Genomic DNA, 5,294 nt, shown 5'->3' with positions numbered 1-5,294 from the left:
CGGGCGACGGGCCGCCGACTCGGCGGCCCCCGCTACTATCAGAGCCAGCTGGTGCGCTTTCCGGTATTTGATGAGGGGAGCGAACCCGATGCCAACCTGCCCCTGCGCCTGCTGCAGCGTCTGCAACTGACCGGCTGGGGCTGGCTCGGGCTCTCGCTGCTCCTGACATTGATGGCGCTCAATCATGGCTGATCGCGTTTCCCTTCGTGCCCTGGGCCTGTTTGTCTGCCTGCTGGGCACCTCACTGTGCGCCATGGCCACCCCGCCGCAGCGCATCGTGAGCCTCACTCCCCATCTGACGGAACTGCTGTTCGATATCGGCGCCGGGGATCGCGTGGTCGCCACCGACGATGCCTCCGATTACCCCGCCGAGGTGGCCAACCTCCCCAGGGTGGCCAACTATCGCAGCATCAACCTCGAGGCGCTGCTGGCCCAGAAGCCGGATCTGGTAGTGGCCTGGCGCTCCGCCCAGGCCCGCATGCTGGGCCCGGTCGAGCGCCTCGGCATTCCCGTCTTCTACTCGGAGCCCACCGACTTTGCCTCCCTGGCTACCGAGATGCGCAGCCTGGGGCACCTTCTCGGGCTCACGTCCAGGGCCGACGAGCAAGCCCGCGCCTATCTGACCCGGCTCGACGCCCTGGCTGCGCGCTACGGCGAGCCCAAGCCCCTGTCTGTCTTTTATCAGCTCTGGTACCCGCCGCTCACCAGCGTCAATAATTCGACCTGGCCGGGGCAGGCCATCACCCTCTGCGGCGGACGCAACATCATGGCGACGACGGGAGCAGCCTACCCCCAGGTCGGGCTGGAGCAGGTGATCAAGGCCAATCCCGGGCTTATCCTGGCTGGCGGCCGGGATCCTTCCGTGCTGGATCACTGGCGGCAGTGGCCCATGCTGGACGCCGTCAAACACCAGCGGCTCGCCCTTATCAACGCCGATGAACTGCACCGCTTCACCCCCCGCGCCCTCAACGCGGTGGAGCAGATATGCGAGGCGATAGCCGGGAGCAGCGCGTCAACCCCTTGATACCGCCTTCGTCACGGCGATGCTCTCTCCCATATCGCTGGTTATGGCATAAAATATGCTTTTGAATCTAACAGACACTCACTTCATAACGGGACCATGACATGTTCAACGGCAAAACGATCCTGATAACCGGGGGAACCGGCTCCTTTGGCAAGAAGTTCATCGAGGCTGTCCTCTCCCTCTACACGCCAAGCCGATTGATCGTCTACTCCCGTGATGAACTCAAGCAGTTCGAGATGCAGCAGCGTTTCAATCACCCTTGCATGCGCTATTTCATCGGTGACGTACGGGATGCCGAGCGCCTCGAGATGGCCATGCACGGCGTGGACTTCGTGGTGCATGCCGCCGCCCTCAAGCAGGTGCCTGCCGCCGAATACAACCCCATGGAGTGCATCAAGACCAACATCCATGGTGCGGAAAACGTCATCAAGGCGGCCCTCAACAACGGGGTCGAGAAGGTGATCGCCCTCTCCACCGACAAGGCGGCCAATCCGGTCAACCTGTATGGCGCCACCAAACTCTGCTCCGACAAGCTGTTCGTCGCCGCCAATAATATGGCGGGCAAGCACCCCACCATTTTCTCCGTGGTACGTTATGGCAACGTGGTCGGCTCCCGGGGCTCTGTGGTGCCCTTCTTCGATCGCCTGATCAAGGAAGGGGCCAGCAGCCTCCCCATTACCCATGCCGAGATGACCCGTTTCTGGCTCACCCTGCAACAGGGGGTCGAGTTCGTGCTGACCAACTTTGCCCGCATGAAAGGGGGGGAAGTGTTCGTTCCGAAGATCCCGTCGGTACGCATCACGGATCTCGCCAGCGCCATGGCGCCGGACTTGCCCCAGGAGATCATCGGTATCCGTCCGGGCGAAAAGTTGCACGAGGTGATGTGTCCGGCTGACGACTCCTACCACACCTATGAATTTGACGACTATTACGTCATCGCTCCCAGCATCACCTTCACCAGTCGAAATAATGACTTCGCCGTCAATGCCCTGGGTGACACCGCGGTGCGGGTCGAGCACGGCTTTGAATACAATTCCCTCAATAATCGCCACTTCCTGTCGATAGAGGAATTGAAAGTCATGAATCAGCAGGTGCTCGCCGAATGATCCCCTATGGACGCCAATCCATCACAGATGAAGATATCGAAGCCGTCGTCGCCGTGCTGAAGTCGGACTACCTCACCCAGGGTGAGGCGGTCCCCGCCTTCGAACAGGGATTGGCCGACTACTGCCAGGCTCCCCACGTGATCGCCTGCAGCAACGGCACCACGGCCCTGCACCTTGCCTGCGCCGCGCTGGCGCTGGGCGAACAGGATTGGGTCTGGGTCTCCGCCATCAGTTTCGTCGCCTCAGCCAACTGTGCCCGCTATTGTGGCGCCCAGGTGGATTTCGTCGACGTGGACTCCGCAACCGGCAACCTCTGCGTGACGGCGCTGCGCGAGAAGCTGCAACGGGTTCAGGGCAGCGCTCGTCAGCCGAAGGCCCTGGTCGCCGTGCATCTCGCGGGCCAGCCCTGCGATCTCGCCGAGATAGGCGCCCTGTGCCGAGAATATGGCGTGTCCCTCATCGAAGATGCCTGCCATGCCCTGGGAGCCCGTTATCAGGGAGAGCCCATCGGCAGTTGTGCCCACAGCGACATGACCGTCTTCAGCTTCCATCCGGTCAAGCCCATCACGACCGGGGAAGGGGGCGCCGTCACGACTCGCAGTGCCGAGCTGGCCGCGAGGCTTCGTCTCTATCGCAGCCATGGCATCACCCGGGATCCGGCGCAGTTGACCGTCGACACTCCGGGGGGCTGGTACTACGAGCAGCAGGTACTCGGCTTCAACTATCGCCTGACCGACATCCAGGCGGCGCTGGGAAGCAGCCAGCTCGCCCGCCTGCCGCAGTTCATTGACAGGCGCCGGTTGTTGGCTGCCCGCTACGACGAGCTGCTGACCCGACTGCCGGTCGAGCCCTTGCACCAGGGGCATGACAGACTCAGTGGCTACCACCTCTATGTGATCCGGGTGCAAGACCGGGATGAGGTGTTTGCCCGCCTGAGAGACGCCGGTATCGGCGTCAACGTGCACTACATGCCCATTCCGGCCCAACCCTATTACCGTGATCTCGGCCACGACCCCGCCAACTATCCCGGTGCCCAGGCCTATTATCGACAAGCCATCAGCCTCCCCCTGTTCCCCGGCCTCTCCCTGGCCGAGCAGGATCAGGTCGTTCAGACCCTGGAGTCGGTGCTATGCGCCTAGCACTGGGTACGGTCCAGTTCGGGCTCGATTACGGCATCAGCAACCGCGCAGGCGAAGTGCAGGATCAGGAGCTCGACGCCATTCTGGCTCTGGCCCGCAAACTGGGGGTGGATACCCTGGACACGGCCCAGGCCTACGGCAAGGCCGAGGCGAGGCTCGGGATGTACAATACCGCCGACTTCCAGCTGATCAACAAGCTGGCCCCCGGCATCCAGGCCGTAGAGATCGCCACCTCGGTGGCAGGCAGCCTGCAACGGCTGGCACGCACCAGGCTGGACGGCCTGTTGCTGCACCGCAGCCAGGATGCCAGCCCTGCCCTGTTCGAGCAGTTGGCAGAGCTGCAGCGACAGGGCAAGGTGGGCAAGGTGGGGGCCTCCGTCTACTCCCCCGAGGAGCTGGCACTCTGGCTCGAGCAGGGTTATCCGCTGGAGCTGGTGCAACTCCCCGCCAACCTGCTCGATCAACGCTTCCTGCGCTCAGGCTGGCTCGACCGGCTGCAGGCTCAGGGGTGTGAGATCCATGTGCGCACCCTCTTCTTGCAAGGCCTGCTGCTGATGCAACCGGAGCTTCGTCCCGCGTATTTCGACACCTTCGGTGAACCACTGGCGCGGCTGGATGAGTGGCATCCCCATCTCTCCCCGCTCCACAAGGCGCTCTCTCTGCTCCCGGCCCTGCCCCAGGTCAGCCGCTTCGTGGTGGGGGTCTGTCATGCCCATGAGCTGGCGGCCATCGCCTCGACCTATGCCCATCTGCATCCGTGCCATGACGACGAGCTGGCCGCCCTCGCCTGCGACGAGCCGGCCCTCATCAACCCTGCCATGTGGAGAACATCATGATCCTCGGGATCCTGCAGGCCAGAGCCAACTCCAGCCGACTGCCTGGCAAGGTGCTCAAGCCTCTGCTCGGCGAGCCCATGCTCGCCCGCCAGATAGAGCGACTCCAACGCTCGACCAGGCTGGATCAGCTGGTGGTTGCCACCAGTGACCAGGCCGACGATCTGGCCATAGCGGCGCTTTGCGCCGAGCTGGACGTGCCCTGTTTCCGTGGCCCGCTGGACGACGTGCTGCAACGCTTTCATCTGGCGGCGCAACCCTTTGGCCCCAGCCAGATTGTCAGGCTCACCGGCGACTGCCCCCTCGCGGATCCCGCCCTCATCGACGAGCTGATCGAGCTGCATCTGGCCGGCGGCTACGACTACAGCAGCAACTGCTGGGATCCCAGCTACCCTGATGGGCTGGACGCGGAGATCATGAGCGTCGCCACCCTGGCGCTGCTGGCCGAGTACGCCCACACCCCGACCCAGCGCGAGCACGTCACCTACTACATCCGCCAGCATGCGGATCAGTTCAAGATAGGGGCACTTAGCCGCACCCCCAGCCTAGCCCACCTGCGCTGGACGGTGGACGAACCCGCCGACTTCGCCCTGGTCGAGCAGATATATCAGCGCCTCTACCCGTCAAACCCGGCCTTTGCCACCGACGACATTCTCGCCCTGCTGGCTCGTGAGCCGCAGTTGGCGACCCTGAACACTCAACATCAACGCAATGAGGGGCTGGCGCGATCGCTGGCCAAGGAGAACCACTCATGACCTCACGGTATCAGCATTCACTGACCCTCTCAGCCCGGGCCGAGCAGAGCATTCCCTTAGGGTCCCAGACCTTCTCCAAGAGCCGGCTCTGCTTCCCCTACGGCGCCGCCCCGCTCTTTATCGAGCGCGGCCAGGGTGCCAGAGTGTGGGACGTGGATGGCAACGAGTATCTCGACTTTGCCAGCGGCCTGCTCGCCATCAGCCTGGGTTACTGCGATCCGGAGGTGAACCAGGCCGTGCTGGAGCAGCTCAACCTGGGCTCCATCTTCTCCCTTCCCCATCGGCTGGAAACCGAGGTGGCGGAACAGCTGATCGAGCTAATCCCTTGCGCCGAGATGGTGCGCTTTGGCAAGAACGGCACCGATGCCACCTCCGCCTGCATCCGCCTCTCTCGCGCCGTCACAGGGCAAGAGCGGGTCGCGGTCTGCGGCTACCAC

Annotated in this window: 6 protein-coding genes and 1 pseudogene; all 7 read left to right on the top strand. The window is 63.5% G+C overall.

Annotated elements, in window-relative coordinates:
- Window positions 1-192, top strand: a pseudogene (locus AACR77_RS03480) (cobalamin biosynthesis protein CobD); the annotation flags it as partial.
- Entirely contained in the window at window positions 185-1,024 is an 840-nt protein-coding gene (locus AACR77_RS03475) for a cobalamin-binding protein (RefSeq protein ID WP_052224771.1), read from the top strand. The pseudogene AACR77_RS03480 and the gene AACR77_RS03475, both read left to right, overlap by 8 nt.
- A gap of 101 nt (window positions 1,025-1,125) precedes the next feature.
- Window positions 1,126-2,130, top strand: a complete 1,005-nt coding sequence (gene pseB, locus AACR77_RS03470) for a UDP-N-acetylglucosamine 4,6-dehydratase (inverting) (protein ID WP_041215437.1) — start codon at window positions 1,126-1,128, stop codon at window positions 2,128-2,130.
- Complete coding sequence (gene pseC, locus AACR77_RS03465; protein WP_041215438.1) at window positions 2,127-3,269, top strand: UDP-4-amino-4,6-dideoxy-N-acetyl-beta-L-altrosamine transaminase; 1,143 nt, start codon at window positions 2,127-2,129, stop codon at window positions 3,267-3,269. The genes pseB and pseC overlap by 4 nt, the downstream gene beginning before the upstream one ends.
- The gene (locus AACR77_RS03460; protein WP_042879761.1) at window positions 3,260-4,105 is read left to right on the top strand and encodes an aldo/keto reductase; all 846 of its coding nucleotides are present in this window, start codon (window positions 3,260-3,262) and stop codon (window positions 4,103-4,105) included. The genes pseC and AACR77_RS03460 overlap by 10 nt, the downstream gene beginning before the upstream one ends.
- Entirely contained in the window at window positions 4,102-4,857 is a 756-nt protein-coding gene (locus AACR77_RS03455; protein WP_042879759.1) for a cytidylyltransferase domain-containing protein, read from the top strand. The genes AACR77_RS03460 and AACR77_RS03455 overlap by 4 nt, the downstream gene beginning before the upstream one ends.
- Window positions 4,854-5,294, top strand: a 441-nt coding sequence (locus AACR77_RS03450) for an aminotransferase class III-fold pyridoxal phosphate-dependent enzyme (protein ID WP_042879757.1), incomplete at its 3' end; no start/stop codon positions are given. The genes AACR77_RS03455 and AACR77_RS03450, both read left to right, overlap by 4 nt.

This window comes from Aeromonas sp. ZOR0002, from assembly GCF_963866995.1.
In the GTDB taxonomy this organism is placed as follows: Bacteria; Pseudomonadota; Gammaproteobacteria; order Enterobacterales; family Aeromonadaceae; genus Aeromonas; species Aeromonas caviae.
Note: the sequence above shows the minus strand (reverse complement) of the source record. Positions and strands in the feature narration are given on the sequence as shown.

What these genes read in the sequence shown, in the direction of transcription:
- AACR77_RS03475 (WP_052224771.1), top strand. Translation starts at nt 185, where the DNA reads ATGGCTGATCGCGTTTCCCTTCGTGCCCTGGGCCTGTTTGTCTGCCTG.
- pseB (WP_041215437.1), top strand. Translation starts at nt 1,126, where the DNA reads ATGTTCAACGGCAAAACGATCCTGATAACCGGGGGAACCGGCTCCTTT.
- pseC (WP_041215438.1), top strand. Translation starts at nt 2,127, where the DNA reads ATGATCCCCTATGGACGCCAATCCATCACAGATGAAGATATCGAAGCC.
- AACR77_RS03460 (WP_042879761.1), top strand. Translation starts at nt 3,260, where the DNA reads ATGCGCCTAGCACTGGGTACGGTCCAGTTCGGGCTCGATTACGGCATC.
- AACR77_RS03455 (WP_042879759.1), top strand. Translation starts at nt 4,102, where the DNA reads ATGATCCTCGGGATCCTGCAGGCCAGAGCCAACTCCAGCCGACTGCCT.